This is a genomic window from Janthinobacterium sp. 67 (genome assembly GCF_002797895.1).
GTDB lineage: Bacteria > Pseudomonadota > Gammaproteobacteria > Burkholderiales > Burkholderiaceae_D > Janthinobacterium.
In genome coordinates this window covers 453,426-476,769 of record NZ_PGES01000001.1, presented here as the reverse complement: position 1 = coordinate 476,769, position 23,344 = coordinate 453,426, and the positions used below count along the sequence as shown (strand labels likewise).

General features: G+C 62.7%; 22 protein-coding genes. 10 read left to right on the top strand and 12 right to left on the bottom strand.

Features of this window, described 5'->3' with window-relative positions; translation table 11 throughout:
• Positions 1-4 precede the first annotated feature (4 nt).
• The 3 genes from CLU90_RS02165 to CLU90_RS02155 all read right to left on the bottom strand — a co-directional run bounded on the left by CLU90_RS02165 (position 5) and on the right by CLU90_RS02155 (position 3,141).
• Positions 5-790 carry an ATP-binding cassette domain-containing protein gene (locus CLU90_RS02165; protein ID WP_034757661.1) on the bottom strand — a complete coding sequence of 262 codons (786 nt, stop codon included), beginning with the start codon at positions 788-790 and terminating at the stop codon, positions 5-7.
• A 3-nt stretch (positions 791-793) separates the two neighbouring features.
• A complete protein-coding gene (locus CLU90_RS02160) occupies positions 794-1,927 on the bottom strand; it encodes an ABC transporter permease (protein WP_175539440.1) in 1,134 nt (377 codons plus the stop codon).
• Between the two features lie 164 nt (positions 1,928-2,091).
• Positions 2,092-3,141 carry a sugar ABC transporter substrate-binding protein gene (locus tag CLU90_RS02155; protein ID WP_092719563.1) on the bottom strand — a complete coding sequence of 350 codons (1,050 nt, stop codon included), beginning with the start codon at positions 3,139-3,141 and terminating at the stop codon, positions 2,092-2,094.
• Between the two features lie 249 nt (positions 3,142-3,390).
• Between CLU90_RS02155 and CLU90_RS02150 the strand changes: the two genes are divergently transcribed.
• From CLU90_RS02150 to CLU90_RS02140, 3 genes are read left to right on the top strand one after another with little or no spacing between them, the layout of a single operon-like run.
• The gene (locus CLU90_RS02150; RefSeq protein WP_034757651.1) at positions 3,391-4,257 is read left to right on the top strand and encodes a MurR/RpiR family transcriptional regulator; all 867 of its coding nucleotides are present in this window, start codon (positions 3,391-3,393) and stop codon (positions 4,255-4,257) included.
• Positions 4,250-5,242 carry an inositol 2-dehydrogenase gene (gene iolG / locus CLU90_RS02145; protein WP_100427064.1) on the top strand — a complete coding sequence of 331 codons (993 nt, stop codon included), beginning with the start codon at positions 4,250-4,252 and terminating at the stop codon, positions 5,240-5,242. Before CLU90_RS02150 ends, iolG begins: the two co-directional genes overlap by 8 nt.
• A gap of 34 nt (positions 5,243-5,276) precedes the next feature.
• Entirely contained in the window at positions 5,277-6,299 is a 1,023-nt protein-coding gene (locus tag CLU90_RS02140) for a Gfo/Idh/MocA family oxidoreductase (RefSeq protein WP_100427063.1), read from the top strand.
• A gap of 15 nt (positions 6,300-6,314) precedes the next feature.
• On the opposite strand, the gene CLU90_RS02135 is transcribed toward CLU90_RS02140, so the two are convergent.
• On the bottom strand, positions 6,315-6,641 hold the full coding sequence (locus CLU90_RS02135; protein WP_100427062.1) for a helix-turn-helix domain-containing transcriptional regulator: 327 nt from the start codon (positions 6,639-6,641) through the stop codon (positions 6,315-6,317).
• Positions 6,610-6,987, bottom strand: a complete 378-nt coding sequence (locus CLU90_RS02130) for a type II toxin-antitoxin system RelE/ParE family toxin (RefSeq protein ID WP_442906652.1) — start codon at positions 6,985-6,987, stop codon at positions 6,610-6,612. Before CLU90_RS02130 ends, CLU90_RS02135 begins: the two co-directional genes overlap by 32 nt.
• A gap of 248 nt (positions 6,988-7,235) precedes the next feature.
• Between CLU90_RS02130 and CLU90_RS02125 the strand changes: the two genes are divergently transcribed.
• Positions 7,236-8,462: a hypothetical protein gene (locus tag CLU90_RS02125; protein ID WP_100427061.1), complete on the top strand. Its 1,227-nt coding sequence runs from the start codon at positions 7,236-7,238 to the stop codon at positions 8,460-8,462.
• Positions 8,463-8,468: 6 nt separating this feature from the next.
• On the opposite strand, the gene CLU90_RS02120 is transcribed toward CLU90_RS02125, so the two are convergent.
• From CLU90_RS02120 to CLU90_RS02110, 3 genes are read right to left on the bottom strand one after another with little or no spacing between them, the layout of a single operon-like run.
• Complete coding sequence (locus CLU90_RS02120) at positions 8,469-9,932, bottom strand: ATP-binding protein (RefSeq protein WP_100427060.1); 1,464 nt, start codon at positions 9,930-9,932, stop codon at positions 8,469-8,471.
• Complete coding sequence (locus CLU90_RS02115) at positions 9,925-10,638, bottom strand: response regulator (RefSeq protein WP_034777921.1); 714 nt, start codon at positions 10,636-10,638, stop codon at positions 9,925-9,927. The genes CLU90_RS02120 and CLU90_RS02115 overlap by 8 nt, the downstream gene beginning before the upstream one ends.
• Complete coding sequence (locus CLU90_RS02110; RefSeq protein WP_232731044.1) at positions 10,613-11,941, bottom strand: ABC transporter substrate-binding protein; 1,329 nt, start codon at positions 11,939-11,941, stop codon at positions 10,613-10,615. The genes CLU90_RS02115 and CLU90_RS02110 overlap by 26 nt, the downstream gene beginning before the upstream one ends.
• Positions 11,942-12,296: 355 nt before the next feature.
• Here CLU90_RS02110 and CLU90_RS02105 point away from each other — a divergent pair, with 355 nt between their 5' ends.
• From CLU90_RS02105 to CLU90_RS02080, 6 genes are all read left to right on the top strand, one after another.
• On the top strand, positions 12,297-13,562 hold the full coding sequence (locus CLU90_RS02105) for an ABC transporter substrate-binding protein (RefSeq protein WP_100427059.1): 1,266 nt from the start codon (positions 12,297-12,299) through the stop codon (positions 13,560-13,562).
• Between the two features lie 111 nt (positions 13,563-13,673).
• Complete coding sequence (locus tag CLU90_RS02100; RefSeq protein WP_034758088.1) at positions 13,674-14,588, top strand: carbohydrate ABC transporter permease; 915 nt, start codon at positions 13,674-13,676, stop codon at positions 14,586-14,588.
• An 8-nt stretch (positions 14,589-14,596) separates the two neighbouring features.
• Entirely contained in the window at positions 14,597-15,436 is an 840-nt protein-coding gene (locus CLU90_RS02095) for a carbohydrate ABC transporter permease (protein ID WP_034777925.1), read from the top strand.
• Between the two features lie 10 nt (positions 15,437-15,446).
• Entirely contained in the window at positions 15,447-16,580 is a 1,134-nt protein-coding gene (locus CLU90_RS02090; protein WP_100427058.1) for an ABC transporter ATP-binding protein, read from the top strand.
• Between the two features lie 90 nt (positions 16,581-16,670).
• Positions 16,671-17,906 carry a maltoporin gene (locus tag CLU90_RS02085; protein WP_092719590.1) on the top strand — a complete coding sequence of 412 codons (1,236 nt, stop codon included), beginning with the start codon at positions 16,671-16,673 and terminating at the stop codon, positions 17,904-17,906.
• Positions 17,907-18,005: 99 nt separating this feature from the next.
• Complete coding sequence (locus tag CLU90_RS02080) at positions 18,006-19,034, top strand: ParB/Srx family N-terminal domain-containing protein (RefSeq protein WP_198511129.1); 1,029 nt, start codon at positions 18,006-18,008, stop codon at positions 19,032-19,034.
• 69 nt (positions 19,035-19,103) lie between these two features.
• On the opposite strand, the gene CLU90_RS02075 is transcribed toward CLU90_RS02080, so the two are convergent.
• The 4 genes from CLU90_RS02075 to CLU90_RS02060 all read right to left on the bottom strand — a co-directional run bounded on the left by CLU90_RS02075 (position 19,104) and on the right by CLU90_RS02060 (position 23,339).
• Entirely contained in the window at positions 19,104-20,213 is a 1,110-nt protein-coding gene (locus tag CLU90_RS02075; RefSeq protein ID WP_070303050.1) for an ABC transporter ATP-binding protein, read from the bottom strand.
• A 9-nt stretch (positions 20,214-20,222) separates the two neighbouring features.
• Positions 20,223-21,092: a carbohydrate ABC transporter permease gene (locus CLU90_RS02070; RefSeq protein ID WP_070290751.1), complete on the bottom strand. Its 870-nt coding sequence runs from the start codon at positions 21,090-21,092 to the stop codon at positions 20,223-20,225.
• Complete coding sequence (locus CLU90_RS02065) at positions 21,089-21,973, bottom strand: carbohydrate ABC transporter permease (protein WP_086140640.1); 885 nt, start codon at positions 21,971-21,973, stop codon at positions 21,089-21,091. The genes CLU90_RS02070 and CLU90_RS02065 overlap by 4 nt, the downstream gene beginning before the upstream one ends.
• Before the next feature lie 112 nt (positions 21,974-22,085).
• Complete coding sequence (locus CLU90_RS02060; RefSeq protein ID WP_034757604.1) at positions 22,086-23,339, bottom strand: ABC transporter substrate-binding protein; 1,254 nt, start codon at positions 23,337-23,339, stop codon at positions 22,086-22,088.
• Positions 23,340-23,344: the final 5 nt, after the last annotated feature.

Genomic DNA, 23,344 nt, shown 5'->3' with positions numbered 1-23,344 from the left:
ATCCTTAAATCGTGACACCGTCGAGTTCACTCATCAGCGTTTGCATTTCCGCACCGCCCGCCATCATGTCCAGCAAGGCATCCTTGCTCACCGTATCCTTGGTGAAGGTGCCCAGCGACTTGCCCCGATTCAACAACGTGAACGAGTCGCCCACGGGATACGCATGGTGCACATTGTGCGTGATAAAGATCACGGAAATGCCCCGCTCGCGCGCCTTGTAAATCAGTTTCAACACATTGAACGACTGTTTTACGCCCAGGGCGGCCGTCGGCTCGTCGAGGATCAGCACCCTGGCGCCGAAGTGGATGGCGCGGGCGATGGCCAGACACTGCTTTTCGCCGCCCGACATGGTGCCGATGGCCTGGTGCGGATCGCGCACCATGATGCCCATCTCGGCCAGCTTGTCGCGCGCCGTCTCGGCCGCGTAATCGATATCCATCACGGGCACCAGGCCCAGCAGCTTCTTCATCGGCTCGCGGCCCATGAAGAAATTGCGCGCCACGGATAGCAGCGGCACCAGCGCCAGATCCTGGTAGACGGTGGCCACGCCCATGTCCAGCGCTTCGCTGGGCGAATTGAAGACGACGGGCTTGCCATCGACCAGGTACTGGCCATCGGTGGGCTTGTGCACGCCGGCCAGGGTCTTGATCAGGGTGGACTTGCCGGCGCCGTTGTCGCCCAGCAAACAGTGCACTTCGCCTTCCTTCAGCCGCATGGTGATGTTTTGCAAGGCCAGCACGGAGCCGAAGCGCTTGCTGACATTTTCCAGGGCAAGAATATGCTCGCTCATGATTTATCTCGCTTCCGTGACGCGTGAGCGTACAAAGTTGTTGAACAGCACCGCGATCAGCAGCATGACGCCGAGGAACACGCGGAACCAGTCCGAATTGATGTTGGTATAAGTGATGCCGATCTGCACCACGCCGAAGATCAGCGCGCCGAAGCAGGCACCGACGACGGAACCGTAACCGCCCGTCAGCAAAGCGCCGCCGATGACGGCCGCGATGATGGCTTCGAATTCCTTTTGCATGCCGCGGTCGGCGGCGGCCGAACCGATATCGCACACTTGCAAGGTGGCAAACAGGCAGGCGCAGAAAGCCGTGAAGACGAACAGGGAAATCTTTACCTTGCGCACCGGCACGCCCACATTCTTGGCCGCGTTGGCGTCGCCGCCGACGGCGAACATCCAGTTGCCGAAGCGGGTACGCGACAGGACAAACGCGGCGCCGGCGGCCAGCACCAGCCACCAGGCGATGACTTTGGGAATGCCTTTCACCAGCGGCGAACCGTCGTCGAGCACGGCGATCCAGCCATGCGCGCCCATCCAGTGGAACAGGCCAGTGGCCACATTGCCGTGGAACAGCAGGCTGGCCAGCCAGTCGTTGGCGGCCAGCTCGCCCACGCCGCTGACGATGGTGCGGTTGGCAAACATGATCGACAGGGCCAGGGTCAGGCCGCGCAGGATGAACAGAAAGGCCAGGGTGACGATGAACGATGGCAAGCGCGTCTTGATGACGATGTAGCCGTTGAGCCAGCCCAGCGCCATGGAACCGGCGAAGGCGAAAATAATGGCGGCCCACAGCGGCCAGTGGAAATAAATCGTCGGGATGGCGATCATCATGCCGGCAAAGCCGATCATGGAGCCGATCGACAGGTCGAATTCACCGGCGATCATCAGCAGGCAGGCGCCGATGGCGATGATGCCCAGGTAGGACGCCACTTGCATCCAGTTGACGACGCCATCGAGGTTGAACATGCCGGAATCGCCGGCCGTGATGACGAAGAAGGCGAACACGAGCACCGCGCCGGAAATCGAGGCGAACTCGGGGCGGCCAAAAAACCGTTTGACCCAGCTGGTCGTGCCCACGCGCTCGTCGGCGGCGGCAACTGGCTTGCTGGAAGCGCCGGGAGGCGGAGGGGGATTCATGCCCGGGCTGGCCAGGCTGGATTTGAGCGCAGTCATACAAAGTCCTTTCACTGTTACTTGATGCTATTACTATCGCCAGCCTCGCTGGCGCCAGGCGTGCTCCTCCCATGCGCCGCCCGCGGAGGCGGTGCGGCGCTGGGCAAACCCGGTGGCGACTGTGTGGATTAGCGGTATTGGCCGGCGTATTTTTCGACCTTGGCGATGTTGTCCTTGGTCACGAAACCGGGGCCGGAGCTGATGTGGCGCGGGCCGTAGATGGGCGTCAGGCCGTATTCCGCCAGGCGCGCCTGGTATTTCGGATTGGCGATCAGGATTTCCTTGACCTTGGCCAGGTCAGTAATCTTTTGCTGTTTCATGATGGCCATCACGGCGACAGGAATGTAGCCTTGCAGGTAGGGCTGCTGGTCGATGGCGAACTGGATGCTGCCATCCTTGATGCCCTTGGCGATTTCTTCCGACAAGTCGAAGCTGGCGAAATACATCTTGCCTTTCAAGCCCAGCTTTTCGACGGCGCGCATGGCGGCCGGCGCCGAATCCGGTCCCAGCGCCAGCACGGCCTGGGTCTTCGGATTGCTGCGCAGATAGGCGCTGACCTTGCTTTCGATCACGCCAGGGTCGACGCCATTGGTGTCGAGCGTGGACGATTTGAAATCGACGCCGAGCGCATCGGCAAAACCGCGGCAGCGTTCGAACGACGACGCATTCATCGCATAGTGATTCACGCACACGAACGATTTGATGCCCGCTTCCTTGGCGCGCTTGCCGGCGCCCAGGCCCGCTTCATACTCGGGCTGGCCCACGTGCATGATGGCTTTCAATTGTTCGCTTTGCGCCAGGGTGCCCGAATTGATGGTCACGAGCATGATTTTCTTGGCCACTACCGTGCCCAGCGGCTTTTGCAGCACGCTGAAGTCGGCGATGTCGGCGATCAAGCCATCGTAATTACGCGCGGCCGACTGCTCGATCAGGCGCGCCATGTCGGCCAGGTCGCCATTGGGCGGATTGCGGTAGTCGACGGACACATTGAAATCTTCACCGGCTTGCTTGATGGCGTTCTTGATGGTGTTCCACCAGGAATCGGAGTCCGGCGCGTGACTGACCAGGACGAATTTCTCGCCGGCAGCATGGCTGGCGCCCGTGCTCAAACCCAGGCTCAAGCCCAGGCTGGCGATGGCCAGGCACTTCATCAAACCCTTGCTTTTATTGCTATGCATGAATGTCTCCTAGACGGATTAATTTTTATAGTTGCGAGCTTTTATGAAGGGTGTCACCGGTCTGGCCTTGCGGCACACGAACCGATGCACTGCGCACAGCTTAGGCCACAAAAAAGACAAATGCAATAAAATTTTCAAAATAAATTTAAATAGAAATTCGTTTCTATTTTTAAGATTCCCTCCTATAATTCTCGCCAGAACCAGCCGCACGGAGACAGCGGCACAGCAAGCACACCAAGGAAAAAAATCATGGCAGCCACCGCCCCCATCGAACAACTGATGCAGCACATTGCCGCCGAGTACGACAACCTGTCGCGCCAGTTGAAAGTCATCGCGCAATACATTGAAAAGCACCGGGCCAGCCTGATGCTCGAACGCATCAGCGACATCGCCGCCGCCTGCGACGTACAGCCGTCCGCCATCGTGCGTTTCGCGCAGCGCTTCGGCTATACGGGCTTTTCCGAAATGCAAGACGTGTTCCGCCAGGCTTATACGGACCAGGCCGGCGCCACGCCCGACTACCAGCAGCGCATCCGCAAGCTGATCTCCACGCGCGACGCCGCCCTGAGCGCGGGCGACCTGACGCGCGAATTCGTCGGCGCCAGCCGCGCCGGTCTCGACGACTTGGCGGCCGGCCTCGACGACGCCCAGCTGGAAGCGGCCGTCAACCTGCTGCTGAAAGCGGAAAATATCTATGTGATCGGCGTGCGCCGGTCCTTCCCGATCGCCTCCTACATCGCCTATGCGCTCGAGCATACGGACAAGCGCGTGCACCTGATTAGCGGACTGGGCGGCATGCACCGCGAACAGATGCGCAGCGTGCGCGAACGCGATGTGGCGATCGCCATCAGTTTCTCGCCTTACGGCAAGGAAACCCAGCAGTGCATCAAGGCAGCGCAGGACAAGGGCGCCAAGGTCCTCGTGATTACCGACAGCAAACTGGCTCCGCTCGCGCGGGCCGCCGACGCGCTGCTCACCGTCACCGAGGGCAGCGCCTTCGCCTTCCGCTCGCTGACCAGCACCATCTGTCTGTGCCAGGCGCTGTTCATTGCGCTGGCCTACAAATTAGAGCTCGACATCGAAGAAATCCACACCCCAGGAGAACATGATGATTGAAGTAGCATTGTTTGGCGCCGGACGCATCGGCAAAATCCACGCGGCCAACCTGGCCGCGCAAGCCGGCGTCCAGTTCAAGTACGTGGTCGACGTCAACCAGGAAGCAGCGTCCGCGCTGGCCGGCTTGCATGGCGGCAGCAGCGCCTCGGTGGAAACGGCGCTGGCCGACCCGGCCATCAAGGCCGTCGTCATCGCGTCCAGCACGGACACGCACGCGGACCTGATCCTGCGCTCGGCCGCCGCCGGCAAGGCCATCTTTTGCGAAAAACCCGTCGACCTGACGATAGACCGCGCGCGCGCCTGCGCCGCCGCCGTCAAGGAAGCCAAGGTGCTGTGCATGCTGGGCTTCCAGCGCCGCTACGATCCCACTTTCAATGCCGTCAAGACACGGATTGAAGCGGGCGAAATCGGCACACCGGAATTGCTGGTCGTCACCAGCCGCGATCCGGGCCCGCCACCGGTCAGCTACATCAAGGTGTCGGGCGGCATTTTCAAGGATATGCTGATCCACGATTTCGACATCTTCCGCTGGATACTCGACGATGAAGCCGTCAGCGTGCACGCCACGGGCAGCTGCCTTGTCGATCCCGCCATCGGCGAGGCTGGCGACCTGGACACGGCCGTCGTCACCATCCGCACGGCCAAGGGACGCTTGTGCCAGATCAATGCCTCGCGCCGCGCCGCCTACGGCTACGACCAGCGTTTTGAGGTGCTGGGCAGCGCCGGCATGCTGCAGGCGGGCAACCACAAGCCGACGGAAGTGACGGCCTATGGCTCGGTGAACGTCAGCGTGGACAAGCCGGAAGATTTTTTCCTGGAACGTTATCGCGTGGCGTACGCGCAGGAAATGGCGCATTTCTTCGACGCGCTCACCAATGGCACACCGCTGCGCACCACCGTCCACGATGGCTTGAAGGCGCTGGCACTGGCCGAGGCGGCGACGCTGTCCTGGCGCGAGGGTCGTGTCGTGACCCTGGCGTCGTAACTTTATAAACAACAATAAAAAATCTGGAGACACCATGTCATCCCCAACATTAAAAGTCGGCATCGTCGGCCTGGGCCGGCTGGGCCAGCGCCACGCCATCAACCTGGCGCAGCGCGTGCCGAATGCCGAGGTCGTGGCGGCCTGCAGCCCCGTGCCCGCCGAACTGGACTGGGCCGCCAGCCAGCTCGGCATCACCACCGGCTATGCCGATTACGACGCCCTGCTGGCCCACCCGGGCCTGGACGCCGTCTTCCTCGTCACGCCCACCTCGCTGCATGCGGACCAGATCATCGCCGCCCTGCGCGCCGGCAAGCACGTGTTTTGCGAAAAACCGCTGTCGCTGGACTTGGCCGACTGCCTGAAGGTGGAAGCGGAAGCGGCGCGCCACCCGCAGTTGACGATCATGATCGGCTTCGTGCGCCGTTTCGACGCCAGCTACCATGACGCGCAGCAAAAGATTGCCCAGGGACTCATCGGCAAACCCTACCTGGTGCGTTCGCAAACCTGCGACCAGAACGATCCCAGCGGCGCCTTCATGCGCTTCGCCCCCACCAGCGGCGGCATCTTCCTCGACTGCAGCGTGCACGATATCGACCTGGCGCGCTGGCTGCTGGGCAATCCCGCGCCCAAGCGCGTGTATGCGAGCGGCACCAATGCCATCCATACGGGCTTGCAGACGTTCGGCGACGTCGACAATGGCTTGGCGACAGTCGAGTTCAGCGATGGCAGCATGGCCAGCTTCATGGCCTCGCGCACCATGGCGCATGGCCATGAAACCCTGACGGAAGTGTTCGGCACGGGCGGCCGCCTGGCCGTAGGCAGCAATCCGCGCCTGAACCGGGTGGAAATTTCGGATGCGCATGGCGTGCGCAATGAATGCACGCCGGACTTCTATGCCCGCTTCGCCGACGCCTTCTTGATCGAGGCGCAGGAATTCACGGATGCGGCATTGGGTCGGCGCACCTTGTCATTGACCTTGCACGACGCGACGGAAGCGACGCGCATCGGCCTGGCCATGACGCAAGCGATGCGCGAAGCGCGCCCGGTGGAATTCTAGCCGCGTGCAAAGAACTCAGGCAGCCGGTGCGGGAAATGGCTGCCTGGGTTCCACGGCCAGCCGCAAGCCCATGGCATCGAGGATGGCCGTCAAGGTGCTCAGGGATGGATTGCCATCGGGCGACAGGGTGCGGTACAGCTGGGTAGGATTGAGCTTGGCCGCCTGCGCCACGGCGGGCACACCGCCAAAGGCGCGCGTCAGCTGGCGCAGCACGGCCAGCAGTTCGCCGTGGTCGCCATCGACAAGGATATTGTTGATCAGTTCAAGGGCGAAGGCGGGATCGTCACGATACAGTTCGGCCATCGCTTCATCATGCGAGCGGTCTCTTGGTGGTTTGCTCATGACCTGTTTCACGTCCTCTTTCATGTCCTCTCTCCTTCCAGTCGTGCCAGCAGGCACAGGCGTATTCGATATCTTTCGACTGCGTGCGCTTGTCGCCACCACACAGCAATAAAATAATCTGGCCCTCGTCGATGGCATAGTAAATACGGTAACCAGCACCCACGTCGATGCGCAATTCCCACACGCCGTCGTGGCAAAATTTATGGTCGCCAAAATTACCGGGCATCATGCGCAGCACGCGTCGTACGATGGCCACCCTGGCCGTATTATCGCGCTGGCGCTTCAGCCATTCCGTATATAAATCCCTGCCCGATGACGTCAGATAGTGCCGGATCTCGTACATCATATTCGTCCATAAACGAAGAAAAATCAAGAAGAAAATCACGTGTATGCGAAAAAAAGAAGACCACGCCATCTTGCTACCAAACCCGCACGCGCAGGCCGCGAACGCCGGGTTCACTGCGCTATATCAAGATGCATTTTTCTAATTGTTATAGGGAAATGAGGCTGCCCGTCCGTGCTCCGTGTCCGTGCCGCGCTCCAGCCTGTTGCGCTATACAATAAGCGCCTGCCCAACCGCAAAACCAGGCCACCATGACGAACAACGACAGCAACTCTCCTACTCTCGCCGACGTGGCCGAACGCTACGTCAAACTGGTCCTGGCCATGGGCCAGCACGATGCCTCGTATGTGGACGCCTATTACGGCCCGCCCGCATGGCAACAGGAAGCGGTCGCACAACAACTGAGTTTGAGCGGCATCAAGGCCGCGACGGACGAGGCGCTGGCCCTGCTGGCCGACGCACCTTGCCTGCGCGCCGCCAACCTGCGCAAGCAGCTGCAAGCCGTGCTGGCCAAGGCAGACATGTTGCAAGGCACACGCCTCGATTTCGATACGGAAAGCGCGCGCCTGTACGACGCCGTCTCTCCCCATCACAGCCGCGCGTACTACGCGGCACTGGTGGCGCGGATCGACGCCCTGCTGCCTGGCGGCGGCACGGTGAGCGAACGTGTCAACGCCTTGCGCGCGCAACTCGTCATTCCCGCCGACAAGCTGCACGCCGTCATGGATGCGGCCATCCGCGCGGGCCGCGAACGCACCTTGCGGTACATCGCCTTGCCCGAAGGCGAAGATTTCGTGCTGGAATTCGTCACCGACAAGCCGTGGAGCGGCTACAACTGGTACAAGGGCAACTACCAGAGCGTAATCCAGATCAATACTGACTTGCCCGTGTACATCGATCGCGCCGTCGACCTCGGCTGCCACGAAGCCTATCCGGGCCACCACGTGTACAACGTGCTGCTCGAGCGCGACCTGGTGCGCGGCAAGGGCTGGATGGAATACTGCATCTATCCGCTGTATTCGCCGCAATCCCTGATCGCCGAAGGCACGGCCAATTACGGCATCGAGCTGAGTTTTACGGATGAAGAGCGGCTGGCTTTCGAACAGCAGGTGCTGTATCCGCTGGCCGGCCTCGATCCGGCGCTGGCGCCCCGCTATGCGCAACTCAACGCGCTGCTGGCCAAACTCGGCTATGCCGACAACGACATCGCGCGCCAGTACCTCGAAGGCAGCCTGAGCCGCGAAGAGGCGCTGGAATGGCTGGTCAACGTGCGCCTGTACCCGGCCGAGAAATCCGCGCAGCGCCTGCAGTTCTACGACGCCATGGGCGCGTACGTCATCAATTACAACCTGGGCCAGGACATGGCGAAAGCCTATGTCGAGCGCCAGGGCGCGACGCGCGCCGCACACTGGGCCGCCTTCCGTGACCTGATGTCCTCGCCGCGCGTGCCCAGCGCGCTGCTGGCCGGGCAAAGCTGACGTCGTTTACTGCGCCGGCAGGCGGATGGTCGCTTCCAGGCCGCCATCGCGGTGGTTCGCCAGGCTCAGCTCGCCGCCGTGGGCCTGGATGATGCTGCGCGCGATGCCAAGTCCCAATCCCATGCCATGCGCATTTTGCTCGCGGCCATGTTCCAGGCGTACATAGGGCTGGAACAGGCTGGCGAACGCCTCTTCGGCCACGCCGGGGCCGTCATCGCGGATGCGGATGACCACGTTGGCGCCCTCGCGGCACGCCGACAAATGGGCCGTCTTGCCGTAAAACAGGGCATTGTCGAGCAAGTTGCCGATGGCCCGCTTCAGGGCCAGGGGCTTGGCCTTCACGCTCAGGCCCGTCTCCACGTAATGCACTTCATGGCCGGCCAGCTGGGCCCCGCGCACCATGCGCTGCAGCAAGGGGTCCAATCGCACCTCGGTGGCGTTTTCATGGATGTCGCTATCCTTCACGCATTGCAGCGCCCCCTTGACCATCATGTCCAGTTCATCGAGGTCATCGTGGAATTCGTTGCGCTGCACATCGTCGTCGAGCAATTCCGTGCGCAATTTCAGGCGCGTGATGGGCGTGCGCAAGTCGTGCGAAATCGAAACGAACAGCCGTTCGCGGTCTTCCAGGTAGCGCTGGATGCGTTCGCGCATGCCGCTGAAGGCGCGTGCCGTCTGCACGAATTCGCGGCTGCCCGTCTGCGGCAACGGCGGCGGCGTCTCGCCACGGCCAAACGCCTCGGCCGCATCCGACAGGGCCGCCAGCGGCCGTGTAGTCCAGCGCACGACGAGGATGGACAGCAGCAGCACGGCCGCCAGCGACAACGCTTGCAGCAATACCCGGTCGAGTGTCCACGGATTACTGCTTTGCAAGAAATACGGGTTGGGCATCAGTGCCGCCAGGTACAGCCAGTTGCCCGGCTCCAGCTCGGCCTGGATCACGAGGATAGGCGCGGGATTCGGTTTCAGCAGCAAGATGTGCTGCACCCAGTTTTCCGGCAAGTCGCCGATGTGCGCGCCGCTGTCGGCCACCACCAGGTCGCTCGGCCAGGCGAAGCCCACGCGGTAGCCGGCCAGCTGCGGCAAGTCGCTCTTCAGCGCCGCGCCCACCGTGGCCACCACCGTATTGGCCAGCGCGTGCGGGGCGATTTCGCGGATGGCCAGCGGCCCCTGGTTGACGTTGACAAAGAAGCGCGTGCCGCCCATTTCGCGAAATTGCTGGATCAGGATGGGGCGGTAGTTGGCCGGCAGGCTGAGAAAGAATCGGATGGTGCTGGCGGCGCTGCGGGCCAGGTGCTGCGACGCCATGCGCGCCTCCACGGCCGAATCGCGGCGCAGCTGCGTGGCCCAGATCAGGTTGCCCACCAGTTGCGTGGCCAGCACGCCGGCCACCATCACCACGGACAGGCGGCCCAGCAGCGATGGCGGCAACAGGCGCTCAAGCAGGCGGCGCGCGCCCCGCTCAGGCATGTGCACTGCTCACGTCGGCCGAGAAGACATAACCGGCGCCGCGCACCGTCTTGATCAGCATGGGCTGCTTGCCATCGTCCTTCAGGCGCAGCCGCAGCCGGCTCACCTGCACATCGAGCGAGCGGTCGAGCGGCCCTGCGTCGCGGCCCCGCGTCTGTTCGCACAGCACGCTACGGTCGAGGATATCGCCCGGATGCTCGACAAAGTAGCGCAGCAGCTGGAAATCGAGGCCCGTCAGCTGCAGCGCTTCGCCATCGGCATCCGTCACCGTGCGTTCCAGCGTATCGAGCGTGAACCCGACGAAACGATAGTAACGGGGCGGCGCTGCCGCGTCGATGCCCGTGCGGCGATGAATGGCTTTGATGCGCGCCAGCAATTCGCGCGGGCTGTAGGGCTTGGCGATGTAGTCGTCGGCGCCCAGTTCCAGCCCCACCACCCTGTCCGTCTCGTCGGAGCTGGCCGTCAGCATGATGATGGGCACGTTCGAGCGGGCGCGCACCACCTTGCACAGGGCAAAACCATCCGTATCGGGCAGCATCACGTCGAGGATCACCAGCGACAGGCTGTCGACGTGGCGGTGGAATTCGGCCAGAAAGGTGGCGCCATCGTGCGCCAGGCCCACCTCGTACTGGTTCTTTTCCAGGTAGGCCTTCAACAGCATGCGGGTCTTTTGATCGTCGTCAACGACCAGGATTTTGCGTGACATGATCTCGTCCTTTTTTATTCAGCGCCTGCAACATGCTGCCGATGCGGCGTTGCGCGTCGGCCGCGCTGATCGTCTCGTCCAGGAAATAACGGTGCACTTCGGCGATGATGGCGTCCTTGCTGGTTTCATCGGTGGCCATGCGGTGCACGAGGCTGGGCGCCTGGAATGCGGCGCCGCGCGCGAATGCCTGCGCCGAGGCGCGCGCGCAGCTGTCCAGGCGCGACAGGTCGGCCTGGCGCAAGGCGGGAATCGAGCCCTTTACCTGGCTGTATTCAAGCTGCACGGGCAGCGAAGCGACCACCTGCGCCAGCTTTTCCTGCGCGCCCTGGTGCGTGTAATCGGAGGCGAACATGGCCAGGGTATCGATGCTGTACAGGTGGTAGTCGCCTGTATCGGGCGCCGCGACGCAGCCGAACACCTCGTCCGTGGCGCGGCCCCAGGCGTTCAGCTCGCCCTTCGCCCAGTCGCCCATGATGTACATGCCCGCCTCGCCATCGCCCACCTGGCGCGCCATTTCAGGCCAGCCCTGTTCGCGCAGCGGCGTGCCCATCCATTGCTTCAGCGACCTCAAGCGCTGCAAGGCGTGGCGCAGGCGCGGGTCCGCATACGCCTCGGCTTTCTTCTCGACAAACAGGGCGCGGTAATACGCGGGTCCCGATTCGGCCAGCACCAGCGTTTCAAACAGGGTGGCCACCTGCCACGCTTCGCTGCTTTGCGCCAGCGGCGTGATGCCGGCCTGGCGCAGCTTGCCGGCCACGCGCTCGAAGTCGCTCCAGCTGCGCGGCACGGCCAGGTCCAGGCGCTGGAAGATCTTGCGGTTGTAAAACAGGGTATTGATGCGGTGGATGCCGGCCGGCACGCCCATCGTATGGCCGCGGTTCTGCAGCAAGCCCCACACGGTGGGATACATGGTCGCGCGCCAGTTGTTGCTGGCGGCGACGCTGTCGAGTTGCAGCAGCAAGCCCAGGTCGCTCCACTCGCCCAGGGTATAGCCGATCAGTTGCATGACTTCCGGCGATTTGCCGGCCAGCACGCGGCTCTTCAAGACCTTGCCCGCGCCGACGCCTGCGCCACCCGCGATGCCCGCGTCGCGCCATTCGACGCCTTCCTGCGCCAGGCGCGCCACCAGCACGTCGGCGGCGCGGCGTTCGCCGATCGAGGTCCACCAATGCAGTACTTGCAGCGCTTCGGCCCGCGCCGGCACGCTGCTGCACATGAAGGCAAGCAGCGCCAGCGCCGCCACGCCGCGACGGCGGGCGGCCCCGGCATGGCGGTCGGCGGTGCTGCGCGGCGGGGTCTTCAATCCTGTCTCCTTGTTCTTGTCGCGACAAACTATAGCCCAACTACAAAACAGCAGGTTGGTAATTTAGACCCCTGATTTGTAAAGAAACGTGAGCTTTTGTTGCGCTACCTTGCGCAGCGCACCAGGGGCGCCACGTGCCCGACGCCCCGCGCGGCGCGCCACGGCAGCAGTCGACGGTAAGGAAAGGTAAGCAGGCAGACGTGCGTATTATAAATTTATCCTTTCAAATCAACAGGATAAGCGATAGCCGCCAGTGCAATGCCGGGTGCTGGCGTCACATTCCCCCCGATGCTACTGTCCGCCAACTGCAGCGTAACAGGCAGCCAAACAAGACCAACACCAACAAGGAGACGACATGCAACTGCATGCACAAGGCGGCGCGGCCGCGCGCAACACATTGCTGGCCCTGCTGCTGGCCAGCGGCACGGCACAGGCGGGCACGCTCACCATCGAAAGCTGGCGCGTGGATGACAAGACCCTGTGGGAAACGGTGCTCATTCCCGCCTTCCAGAAAAAACATCCTGGCATCGAGATCAAGTTCTCGCCCACCGCCCCCACGGAATATGATTCCACCCTGAACGCGCGCCTGAGCGGCGGCACGGCCGGCGACTTGCTGGCCTGCCGCCCGTTCGACGTCTCGCTGGCCCTGTATAAGCGGGGCCAGCTGGAAAAGCTCGACGGCAAGGCCGGCATGGACAACTTCCCCGCTTCGGCCAAGGTGGCATGGCAGACGGACGATGGCAAGGACACCTTCTGCATGCCGATCGCCTCCGTCATGCATGGCTTCCTGTACAACAAGAAAATCTTCCGCGAACTGAAACTGCAGCCGCCCGCCACGGAAGAGGAATTTTTCAAGGTGCTGGAAACGGTCAAGAAAAGCGGCAAATATGCGCCCTTGGCCCTGGGCACGGCCGACCAGTGGGAAGCGAACCAGGTGGTGTTTACCAGCATCGGCGCCAATTACTGGAAGGGTGAAGAGGGCCGCAAGGCGCTGATCGCCGGCAAGGCCAAATTTACCGACCCGCAATTCGTCGCCGCCTGGGAATATGAGGCACGGCTGGGCAGCTATCTGTCCAAGGGCGCCAGCGCGCAAACCTATGGCGACAGCCAGAACCAGTTCGCGCTGGGCAAGGCCGCCATCTACCCGTCCGGCTCCTGGGACATCGCCTACTTCAAGCAGGACCCGGAACTGGAACTGGGCGCCTTGAACCCGCCCGTGCGCAAGGCCGGCGACAAGTGCTATATCTCGGACCACACGGACATCGGCATGAGCGTCAACAAGAAGTCGAAGAACAAGGAAGACGCCTACAAATTCCTCGCCTGGCTCGGCTCGCAGGAATTCGCCGACATCTACACCAACAAAGTGACGGGCTTCTTCTCGCTGTCGAACCACTTGATCTCCATCAAGGATCCGCTGGCCAAGCAAATGAACGGCTGGCGTGCCAGTTGCGCCTCGACCATCCGCCTGAATGCGCAAATCCTCAACCGTGGCGAGCCGAGCATGGAAAACGAACTGTGGAACGTCAACGCCCAAGTCTTGAACGGCAAGCTGGCGCCGAAAGACGCGGCGCGCCAGATCCAGTCCGGCTTTGCCAAGTGGTACAAGCCGCAACAGCAATAAATCCATCTACCCTCCCCGCGCAACCGGCCTGAGCAGTGCGATGCGGCGGCCGGTGGCTCGGTTTTGCCGGCGGCCCCGCCGCCGGTGCTTTTCTTCGTCTGGAGTTTCGCCGTGAAAAAAGCTTTCCCATGGCACGTCCTCGTGTTCCTGGCCCCGGCGCTGGTCATTTACTCGCTGTTCAGCGCCCTGCCCCTGGCCGACACCCTGCGCCTCGGCCTGTACACGACCGATGAGAGCGGCCAGCACCATTTTGCCGGCCTGGCCAACTACGCCACCATCCTGTTCGACCCGCAATGGTCGCAAAGTTTCTGGAATGCGATGTGGAACAACTGCAAATTCTTCCTCATCCACATGCTGCTGCAAAATCCCATCGGCCTGCTGCTGGCCACCCTCTTCAGCCTCAAGGGTTTGAAGGGCGAGCGCAGCTACCGTACCCTGATCTTCCTGCCGACCCTGCTGTCCGTCGTCATCATCGGCTTCATCTGGCAACTGATCCTGTCGCCGCTGTGGGGCGTGGGCCAGTCGCTGATGGATGGCGTGGGCATCGGCAGCTACTTCGCGCCATGGCTGGGCCAGGAATCGACGGCCCTGCTGACCATCGCTCTCATTTCCGTTTGGCAATACATCGGCATCCCCATGATGCTGATCTATGCGGCCCTGCTGGCCGTGCCCGAGGAAATCATCGAGGCGGCCCACGCGGAAGGGGCGAGCGCCATGCGCATCTTCTGGCAAATCAAGCTGCCGCTGATCTGGCCCACCCTGGGGCTGGTGACCATCCTCACCTTTGTCGCCAACTTCAACGCCTTCGACCTCGTGTATTCCGTGAAAGGCGCGCTGGCGGGACCGAACTACGCCACCGACATCCTCGGCACCTTCTTTTACCGCACCTTCTTCGGTTACCAGGCCCAGCTGGGCAGCCCCACCATGGGCGCCGCCGTGGCCACCATGATGTTCCTCGTGATCCTCGTGGGCGTGGGCGTGTATTTCTTTTTCGTGCAGCGCAAGCTGACACGCTACGAACTGTAAGGGCCGCCATGCGCAACGTTTCCACCCGCCCCCTGGGGCGCGCCGCCGTGCATGCGATCCTGGCCGGCTACACCATCATTGCCCTGTTCCCCATCGTCTTGATCCTGATCAACTCGGTCAAGACGCGGGCCGCCATCTTCGACAATCCGCTGGCCTTGCCCACGCCGTCCACCTTTTCGCTCGTGGGCTTTCACAAGGTGCTGGCCAATTCGGACTTCCTGCTGTACTTCGGCAACAGCCTGTTCGTCACCCTGCTGTCGCTGCTGCTGATCGTGCTGTTCGGCGCCATGGCGGCCTGGGCCTTGTCCGAGTACACGTTTACGGGCAACCGCCTGCTGACCTTGTACCTGGCGCTGGGCATCATGATCCCCATCCGCCTGGGCACGGTCTCCATTCTGGAACTGGTGGTGCGGCTCGACCTGATCAACACCTTGAGCGCGCTGGTGCTCGTGTACACGGCGCAGGGCCTGCCGCTGGCCGTGATGATCTTGTCCGAATTCGTGCGCCAGGTGCCGCGCGAACTGAAGGATGCGGCGCGCTGCGACGGCGTGGGCGAGTTCGCCATCTTCTTCCAGGTAATCCTGCCCCTGATCCGCCCCGCCATCGCCACGGTGGCCGTGTTTACCATGATTCCCGCCTGGAACGACCTGTGGTTCCCGCTGATCCTGGCGCCATCGGACCGCACCAAGACGGTCACCCTGGGCGTGCAGCAATTCATCGGGCAATACGTGACGGACTGGAACTCCGTGCTGGCGGCGCTGTCGCTGGCCGTCATTCCCGTGCTCGTCATGTACGTCATTTTCTCTCGTCAACTGATCCGCGGCCTGACGTCCGGCGCGGTCAAATAATAGGTGCGCCATGGCCCATGTAAGCCTGCAACAACTGACCAAATCCTACGACGGCCACAGCAATGTGCTGGCCGGCATCGACCTCGACATCCGCGACGGTGAATTCGTCGTGCTGGTGGGCCCTTCCGGCTGCGGCAAATCGACCTTGCTGCGCATGCTGTGCGGCCTGGAAAGCATTTCGCAAGGCACCCTGTCCATCGGCGGCAAGGTTGTCAACGACTTGCCGCCGGCCGAACGGGGCATCGCCATGGTCTTCCAGAGCTATGCGCTGTATCCGCACATGAGCGTGTACCGCAACATGGCGTTCGGCCTGAAGATCGCCGGCGCCAGCAAGGACGCCATCGCCCGGCGCGTGCGCCACGCGGCCGCCATCCTGAAGATCGACCACCTGCTGGAACGCCTGCCGCGCGAACTGTCGGGCGGCCAGCGCCAGAGGGTGGCCATCGGCCGCGCCATCGTGCGCGAACCGCAGCTGTTCCTGTTCGACGAGCCGCTGTCTAACCTCGACGCGGCCCTGCGCGTGCAGACGCGCCTGGAAATTGCCAAGCTGCACCGCCAGTTGAACGCCACCATCGTGTATGTGACGCACGACCAGGTCGAGGCGATGACCCTGGGCGACAAGATCGTCGTCATGCATGGCGGCCATATCCAGCAGGCGGGTACGCCTTTGGAGCTGTACCAGCAGCCGGCGAACCGCTTCGTGGCCGGTTTCATCGGCGCGCCGATGATGAATTTCTTCGAAGGCAAGGTCATCGCCGCGCAGGATGATGGCGTGCGCGTGGCGCTGGCCAGCGGCCAGGAAATCACGGCCCTCGTTGATCCGGCCGGCCTGCTGCCGGGCGACGCCGTCACGGTGGGCTTGCGGGCCGAACACATCCTGGAAAACGGCGACGGCAGCGCCCGCTTCCAGGGCGTCGTCAGCCTGGTGGAACACCTGGGCGAAGCCAACTTCATTTACCTGGCGCTGGACAACGGGCAGGAACTGGTGATACGCGGCGACGGCAACAACCGCGTGCCGCTGGGCCAGCCGTTCACGGTCTCGGCCGCCAGCAGCGCCTTTCATTTGTTCGACGCCCAAGGCGTGGCGCGCACGCGGCGCCAGCCCGGCAACCTGATTTCATCGAAACAGATATTGGCCGCCTGAGCTTTCCGCCCAGGCAGCTCCCCGATTGGATCGGCAGCGATCCGGTACGACGTGCCCAAGCACGCATTTTGATAACGACAAGGAGACTTCATGCAACACCCGATCAAGACCTCGCTGGCCCTGGCCTGCGCCATGCTGCTGGCCTGCGGCGCCGCCCACGCCAGCGATGCCGAAGGCGAATACCACGGCTACTTCCGCGCCGGCCTCGGCTCGAGCACGGACAGCCGCGGCCCGCAAAGCTGCTACGGCCTGGGCGGCAACACCATGCGCTACCGGCTCGGCAACGAATGCGACACCTATGGCGAGTTCGAATACCAGAAGGAAATGGCCAAGTCGCCCAATGGCGTCAGCTTCGTCGGCCATATCATGGTGGCCGCCTACACGCCCAGCTCCGCCGTCAGCGATTCGGAACTGAGCATGTCGAAGATGTACGTGGAAGCGAAAAACATCGAAATCCTCAACGGCGGCACGGCCTGGATCGGCAAGCGCTACTACATGCGTCCCGACATCCACATGTTGGACTTGCAATACATCAATATGAACGGCACGGGCGGCGGCATCGACCAGTACAAGCTGGGGCCGGGCCGCATCAGTTATGGATTCTTCAAGGATAACGACAAGCCCGGCAACTCGGCCATCCGGCAAAACCTCGTCTACCAGGGCATCCCCATCAACCAGGATGGCACGCTGGAAGTGCTGACCACCCTGATCACGCCCGACAAGAAGGACAGCACCTCGCACAGCGGCTGGCAAGCCACCGTGCTGCACAAGCAGGATAAGGTATGGGGCGGCGCCAACACCTTCGGCATCCAGTACGGCGTCGGGCCGGGCACGGGCGCCGGCGGCCAGTGCTGCGACCGCATGGGCACGACGGGTTCGATCCGCAACGGCAGCGACGTCACGCGCTTGCGCATCTTCAATTCGCTGTGGATACAGCCGACGCCGGAATGGAGCGCGGAAATGATTGCCATCGTGCAGCGCGACAAGTCCGACGCCACGGGCGGCAGTTCGACCTGGACCTCCCTGGGCGTGCGCCCCGTGTATGCCGTCAACGACAACTTCAAGCTGCAGTTCGAACTGGGCACGGATCGCGTGACCTCGCCCACGGGCGGCGCCGCGCAGCGCCTGACCAAGCTGACCTTCGCGCCCACCCTGACGGCGGGCAAGGGTTACTGGTCGCGTCCCGAGCTGCGCGCCTTCGTCACCTACGGCAAATGGAACGACGCCGCCACGGCCGCCGTCAACAAGGCCAATGAATCGGGCCCCGTGTACGGCAACGCCACCAGCGGCACCTCGTTCGGCCTGCAAGTGGAGACGTGGTTTTAAGAAGCAGTCTTGAGATGGCGCAGTGCATGCGCCTGTCGAACTGCGCGAAATCGCGTGCCGCGCTATGCTGCACGCCATACCGTTTACTTCGGAGGTCGCATGCACGCCGCATTTCCCCGGGCCGCCGCCGCGCTGGCCCTCGTTTTCGCCAGCATGGCCTGGGCCCGCGACGCCGTCGTCGCGCCGGCACAGGTCCTGAGCGCGCGCCAGCAGGCGCTGACGGCCACCGTCGTGGGCAGCGCCGCCCATCCGCGCATCCTGCAAGTGAGCCTGGCTGAACTGCATCCGACCCAGCCGGCCATCGGCTACGACCAGGTGTATTACAAGCTGGGACGCTATGCGGCAGAAGAAAAGCACATCGCCGACATCGCCAAGCCGAAGAAATTCGCCGACCTGTGCGAAGCCAATGGCCAGGGCGATGTCTTGCCCAATACGGCCAATGTGCCCGGCGCCACGCTCAGCGCACCGCCGGCCGGCTACCGCTGCAAGGCGGCCGTGGGCAGCCGTCCGGACGACATGAAGACCGTCGTCATCGGCCCGCGCGGCATCGTGTACCTGACCGATGGCCACCACACGTTTTCCACCTTCCGCGATGCCGATGGCGGGCGCAATCAGCAATTGAAGGTCTGGGTCAAGGTCAGCGACAATTTCAGCGCGCTGGACGAAGCGGCGTTCTGGGCCCGCATGCGCGAGGAAAACAAGGTGTGGCTGAAAAATGGCCGCAACCAGACCATCACGCCACAACAGCTACCGTCCGCCATCGGCCTGGATTCCCTGGGCGACGACCCGTACCGCTCGCTCGTCTACTTTACGCGCGGGGTAGGCTACGAGCCGCCTGGCAAGGCCACGGAATTTCTCGAGTTTTACTGGGCCGACTGGCTGCGCGGCATGCCGGCGATGGACCTGGCGCGCGTCGACCTGCGCGATCCGGTCGCGTACGCGAATACGATCCTGCTGGCCGCGCAGGCGATGGCGGCGCTGCGGCCCGGCGATATCGTCAGCGGCGGCAAGAGCGCGCGCGAGCTGGGCGCCCTGCAGGAAGTCAACCGCGAAGCATTCGATGAGCTGATCGACGACAAGGGCAAGCTGCGCCAGTCCATCATGTACAAGAAATCGCTGACACGATAAACACGGCGGCGCAAACGGCAACGGCCCGCCTGTCATGCGACAGGCGGGCCGTTTTTATGGAGACAACGCTTACGCGATGCGCTCGCCGTTGGCCGGATCGAACAGGGCCGCTTTCGACAGGTTGAACGACAGTTGCATGGTCTGCCCCGGCAGCACGGCTTCGCGCGGATGCGTGCGGCAGGTCACGGCGGCGCCGTTCAGGCGCGTCGTCAGCAAGGTGTCGGGACCGGTCGGCTCGACCAGGTCGATCAGGCAGCCCAGTTCCTGGCCCACGTCGCCGTGCGCGCTGCTCATGTCCGTGATCTGTTCCGGACGCACGCCCAGGATCACGTCGCGGCCCGCATAGCTGCGCAGCTTGTCGGCGGCGAACGGCAAGGCCAGGCGCAGGCTCTTGCCCGCGTTCTCGATGGCGACAAACACCTCGTTGCCTTCGATGACAGGCTTGACGGTGATGAAGTTCATCGACGGCGAGCCGATGAAACCGGCCACGAACAGGTTGGCCGGATTGTCGTAGATTTCCTGCGGCGTGCCCAGTTGCTGCACCACCCCGTCCTTCATGACGGCGATCAGGTCGCCCATCGTCATCGCCTCGATCTGGTCATGCGTGACGTAGACGATGGTCGCCTTCAGGCGCTGGTGCAGCAACTTGATCTCGGCGCGCATTTCCACGCGCAGCTTGGCGTCCAGGTTCGACAGCGGTTCGTCGAACAGGAACAGCGACGGCTTGCGCGAAATGGCGCGGCCCATGGCGACCCTCTGGCGCTGGCCGCCCGACAGCTGCGCCGGACGGCGATCCAGCAAGTGCGTGATCTGCAGGGTTTCGGCGACGCGGGCGACGATTTCTTCCTGCTCCGCCTTCGGCACTTTTTTCACGTTCAGGCCGAACGCGATGTTTTCGCGCACCGTCATCGACGGATACAGCGCGTAGGACTGGAACACCATGGCGATGTCGCGGTCCTTCGGCGGCAGGTCGTTGACGACCTTGCCGTCGATGAGGATTTCGCCGGACGTGACGCTTTCCAGGCCGGCCACCATGTTGAGCAAGGTCGACTTGCCGGAGCCGGAGCCGCCGACGAGGATCAGGAACTGGCCATCCTTGATCTCGATGTCGATGCCCTTGAGGACTTCGACGCCATTCGTGTACACCTTGCGGATGCTGCGTATCGATAAACTGGACATATTCTTTCCTTAACCTTTGACTGCGCCTGCGGTCAGACCGCGCACAAAATAACGGCCTGCGACCAGATAGACCAGCAGGGTCGGCAGCGCGGCAATCACCGCGGCGGCCATGTTGACGTTGTATTCCTTCACGCCCGTGGACGTGTTGACCAGGTTGTTCAAGCCCACCGTGATCGGCTGCGAATCGCCGCTGGCGAAGACGATACCGAACAGGAAATCGTTCCAGATCTGCGTGAATTGCCAGATGATGCAGACGACGAAAATCGGACCCGAAATCGGCAGCACGATCTTGCGGAAGATCAGGAAGAAGCCGGCGCCGTCGATGCGGGCCGCCTTGATCAGTTCTTCCGGCACGCCGATGTAGTAGTTACGGAAGAACAGGGTCGTGAACGCCGTGCCGTACACCACGTGGACGAAGACGAGGCCCGTGGTGGTATTGGCCAGGCCGAATTCGCCCAGCAGGCGCGCCATCGGCAGGATCACCACCTGGAACGGAATGAAGCAGCCCACCAGCAAGGCGGCAAACAGGATTTCCGAACCACGGAAGCGCCAATGCGCGAACACATAGCCGTTGAAGGCGCCCAGGAAGGTCGAGATCAGCACGGCGGGAATCACCATCTTGATCGAGTTCCAGAAGAACGGCTGCATGCCGTCGCAGGTGACGCCCGTGCAGGCCGACGACCAGGCCTTGGCCCAGGAATCGAACTGCCACACGTGCGGCAAGGCCAGCAGGTTGCCGCTGCGGATCTCGTCGAGCGACTTGAACGACGTCGACAGGGTCACGTACAGGGGCACGATGTAGTACACCGCAAACAGAATCAGCAGCAGGTATACCACCACCCGTCCGAGGGTGAGGCGATTATTTCGTGTAGGTGTCATCTCATCGCCTTTGCGCTGCGCGTTTCCAGGTACATCAGCGGCACGAGCACGGCCACGATGGTGGCCAGCATCATCATTGCCGATGCCGAGCCCAGGCCCAGCTGGCCGCGGGTGAAGGAAAACTGGTACATGAAGATGGCCGGCACGGACGACGAATTGCCAGGTCCGCCAGCCGTCAATGCGATGACCAGGTCGAAGCTCTTGATGGCGATGTGCGCGAGGATCAGCAGCACGCTGAAGAACACGGGGCGCATGGCGGGAATCACGATGCGCCAGTAGATCGTCGGCAAGGATGCGCCATCGACTTGCGCCGCCTTGATGATCTCGTCATCGATGCCGCGCAGGCCGGCCAGGAACAGGGCCATGACAAAGCCCGACGACTGCCACACGCCGGCGATCACCACCGTGTAGATGGCCATGTCGGAGTTCACCAGCCAGTCGAAGGTAAACGAGGTCCAGCCCCAGTCGTGCATGACCTTTTCCAGGCCCAGGCTGGGATTGAGCATCCATTTCCAGGCCGTGCCGGTGACGATGAAGGACAGCGCCATCGGATACAGGTAGATGGCGCGCAGCGCGCCTTCGGCGCGGATTTTCTGGTCCAGCAGGATGGCCAGGAACAGGCCGATGGCGATGCTGCAACCGATGAACAGGACACCGAAGATGCCCAGGTTCTTGAGCGAGGTCCACCAGCGCTCGTTGTCGAACAGCTCGATGTATTGCACCAGGCCGGCGAACTCGTAGTTCGGCATCAGCCGCGATTCGGTCAGCGACAGCCAACCGGTCAAAAAGATAAAACCATAGACGAATACCAGGCTGGCGATGAGCGTGGGGCCCAACACCATCTGCGGTATCCATCGGTCGAATTGCTTGCGTATGGACATAGGAGAGCCGTAGAGAGAACTGCGTGTGGCGCCGGCCTGGTCGAAGCCAGGGCGGACGCCTGCGATGCATGCAATGCAGCGGGCGCCGGCGAGCGTGCCGGCGCCGTCGTGATTACTTCACTTTTGCCGCTTTGGCCAAGGCTGCAACCGCGTCTTTCGAGCTCATGTTGGTGTTCATGAACTTGGCGATGACGTCGGTCACGGCGCCTTGCGTGGCCGATGGCAGCGCCATGCCGTGGGCGAACGATGGCACCAGGCCGCCGGACTTGTTGGTGGCGTCCATGTCTTCCATCGATTTCAGGGCGCAAGCGTCAAACTTGTCCTTCGATACGCCGGAACGCACAGGAATCGAACCCTTGTTCAGGTTGAAGATCGACTGGAACTTCGGATTCATGATGGCGTTGGCCAGGGCGATCTGCCCTTTCTTCGCATTCGCATCCTTTTGCGTGAACATGGCAAACGAATCGATGTTGAAGGTGTAGGCCTTGTCCGTGCCAGGAGCGGCCACGCACAGGTAGTCCTTGCCCGGCACCTTGCCAGCGGCCGTGAACTCGCCCTTGGCCCAGTCGCCCATGAACTGGAAGCCGGCCTTGTTGTTGATGACCATGGCGGTGGCCAGGTTCCAGTCGCGGCCTGCCGCATCCTTGTCGATGTAGGTCTTCACCTTGCCCAGGGTGTCGAACACCTTGAGCATGGTCGGGCCGGTCAATTCCTTCTGGTCCAGCTTGAGGATGGCTTTCTTGTAGAACTCGGTGCCGCCCACGCCCAGCGCGACGGACTCAAACACGGTGGCGTCCTGCCAAGGCTGGCCGCCGTGGGCGATGGCGATGCCGCCCGATTTCTTGATTTTCTCGGCCGCGTCGAAGAACGCATCCCAGGTGGTCGGGGTGGTGGCCACGCCGGCTTTTTTCAGCACTTCCGGATTGACCCACATCCAGTTGACGCGGTGGACGTTGACGGGAGCGGCAACGTAATGGCCCTTGTATTTCATGATGTCGGCGACGACTTTCGGCAGCACGGCATCCCATTTGCCAGGAATGGCGGCATCATCGATATTGGCCAGCACGCCTTCAGCGCCCCACTCCTGGATCGATGGGCCCTTGATCTGGGCGGCCGTCGGCGGGTTGCCGGAAATGACGCGGGTTTTCAGCGCGGTCGCGGCGTTTTCGCCAGCGCCGCCAGCCACGGCGAAATCTTTCCAGCCGAAGCCGCTTTCCTTCACGATTTGCTGCAACTGGCCCACGGACTTCGCTTCGCCGCCAGAGGTCCAGTAGTGCAACACTTCCACGTCGGTTGCAAAAGCGCTGCCGGCGAATGCCAGGGTGGTCAATGCGGCCAGTTGGGTAATCTTGAATTTCAGTTTCATCTCCA

Coding starts and splice junctions, on each gene's coding strand:
- CLU90_RS02120 (WP_100427060.1), bottom strand. CDS start 9,932: ATGCCTGAGCGGGGCGCGCGCCGCCTGCTTGAGCGCCTGTTGCCGCCA.
- CLU90_RS02165 (WP_034757661.1), bottom strand. CDS start 790: ATGAGCGAGCATATTCTTGCCCTGGAAAATGTCAGCAAGCGCTTCGGC.
- CLU90_RS02065 (WP_086140640.1), bottom strand. CDS start 21,973: ATGTCCATACGCAAGCAATTCGACCGATGGATACCGCAGATGGTGTTG.
- CLU90_RS02160 (WP_175539440.1), bottom strand. CDS start 1,927: ATGAATCCCCCTCCGCCTCCCGGCGCTTCCAGCAAGCCAGTTGCCGCC.
- CLU90_RS02155 (WP_092719563.1), bottom strand. CDS start 3,141: ATGCATAGCAATAAAAGCAAGGGTTTGATGAAGTGCCTGGCCATCGCC.
- CLU90_RS02115 (WP_034777921.1), bottom strand. CDS start 10,638: ATGTCACGCAAAATCCTGGTCGTTGACGACGATCAAAAGACCCGCATG.
- CLU90_RS02125 (WP_100427061.1), top strand. CDS start 7,236: ATGACGAACAACGACAGCAACTCTCCTACTCTCGCCGACGTGGCCGAA.
- CLU90_RS02095 (WP_034777925.1), top strand. CDS start 14,597: ATGCGCAACGTTTCCACCCGCCCCCTGGGGCGCGCCGCCGTGCATGCG.
- CLU90_RS02135 (WP_100427062.1), bottom strand. CDS start 6,641: ATGAGCAAACCACCAAGAGACCGCTCGCATGATGAAGCGATGGCCGAA.
- CLU90_RS02130 (WP_442906652.1), bottom strand. CDS start 6,987: ATGATGTACGAGATCCGGCACTATCTGACGTCATCGGGCAGGGATTTA.
- iolG (WP_100427064.1), top strand. CDS start 4,250: ATGATTGAAGTAGCATTGTTTGGCGCCGGACGCATCGGCAAAATCCAC.
- CLU90_RS02140 (WP_100427063.1), top strand. CDS start 5,277: ATGTCATCCCCAACATTAAAAGTCGGCATCGTCGGCCTGGGCCGGCTG.
- CLU90_RS02070 (WP_070290751.1), bottom strand. CDS start 21,092: ATGACACCTACACGAAATAATCGCCTCACCCTCGGACGGGTGGTGGTA.
- CLU90_RS02090 (WP_100427058.1), top strand. CDS start 15,447: ATGGCCCATGTAAGCCTGCAACAACTGACCAAATCCTACGACGGCCAC.
- CLU90_RS02085 (WP_092719590.1), top strand. CDS start 16,671: ATGCAACACCCGATCAAGACCTCGCTGGCCCTGGCCTGCGCCATGCTG.
- CLU90_RS02080 (WP_198511129.1), top strand. CDS start 18,006: ATGCACGCCGCATTTCCCCGGGCCGCCGCCGCGCTGGCCCTCGTTTTC.
- CLU90_RS02150 (WP_034757651.1), top strand. CDS start 3,391: ATGGCAGCCACCGCCCCCATCGAACAACTGATGCAGCACATTGCCGCC.
- CLU90_RS02060 (WP_034757604.1), bottom strand. CDS start 23,339: ATGAAACTGAAATTCAAGATTACCCAACTGGCCGCATTGACCACCCTG.
- CLU90_RS02105 (WP_100427059.1), top strand. CDS start 12,297: ATGCAACTGCATGCACAAGGCGGCGCGGCCGCGCGCAACACATTGCTG.
- CLU90_RS02075 (WP_070303050.1), bottom strand. CDS start 20,213: ATGTCCAGTTTATCGATACGCAGCATCCGCAAGGTGTACACGAATGGC.